The following is a 659-nucleotide window of genomic DNA, read 5'->3' as shown; positions in this document are numbered from 1 at the left end:
TTTCTAATTCATTTTTGATTTCTTCTAAGTTCATAGTCGTTTACCTCACTTATGTAATAAGTGTATCATATTTGATAATGCCTCTGCATAGGAAGAATAACTTTTAACCACCAAAAAACGATGTTAAAATCATAAATTTCAAATTCTGCATCTTTTTGGGTTAACATAGCCGTTTTTATGGAGTTAAAATCAATTACCAACATTTAACTGAAGTTAAATTTTTCAATAAAGAAAAAAGGGTATAACCGACCTGGCAACCTATCAGTTGCCTTGTATATATTATGACTCTATTTTTATACATTCAATTTTAATTGCTTATAAGGCTGATGTCTTCGTATTTGCAGATAGTCTTCAATTCCTCTATGACCAAATTTCAATATCTCGCCGATTCCATCTTTGATCTGATATAGCCAAAAGTAGTTTTTACTTTTTAAGCTCCTGCTTCTTTCCACTATCTTTATGACTAATAATTTCTTATTGATACTTTCTGTCAATAAAGTCAAATGTCCTATATGCATCATCAGCAAGCTATTGATGACAGGAAGACATACTATACAGACTCAATATGATATACGAATATGCAGATGAACTGGATGACTTGACTCAGGAAATCAATCTGAAGTTAGATAAACTGATAGAAAAAGCAGAAAAAAAGAACC

1 protein-coding gene is annotated in these 659 nt (G+C 30.7%); it reads right to left on the bottom strand.

What is annotated here, in order from left to right:
* Positions 1-293 precede the first annotated feature (293 nt).
* Entirely contained in the window at positions 294-518 is a 225-nt protein-coding gene (locus tag B5G32_RS13725) for a hypothetical protein (protein ID WP_129738239.1), read from the bottom strand.
* Positions 519-659 lie beyond the last annotated feature (141 nt).

This window comes from Massilimicrobiota sp. An80, assembly GCF_002159255.1.
Taxonomy (GTDB): Bacteria; Bacillota_I; Bacilli_A; order Erysipelotrichales; family Coprobacillaceae; genus Allocoprobacillus; species Allocoprobacillus merdigallinarum.
This window is presented reverse-complemented; position numbering and strand designations above follow the sequence as displayed.

Excerpts from the sequence above, each read along its gene's own strand:
- B5G32_RS13725 (WP_129738239.1), bottom strand. The coding sequence starts at position 518 with ATGCATATAGGACATTTGACTTTATTGACAGAAAGTATCAATAAGAAA.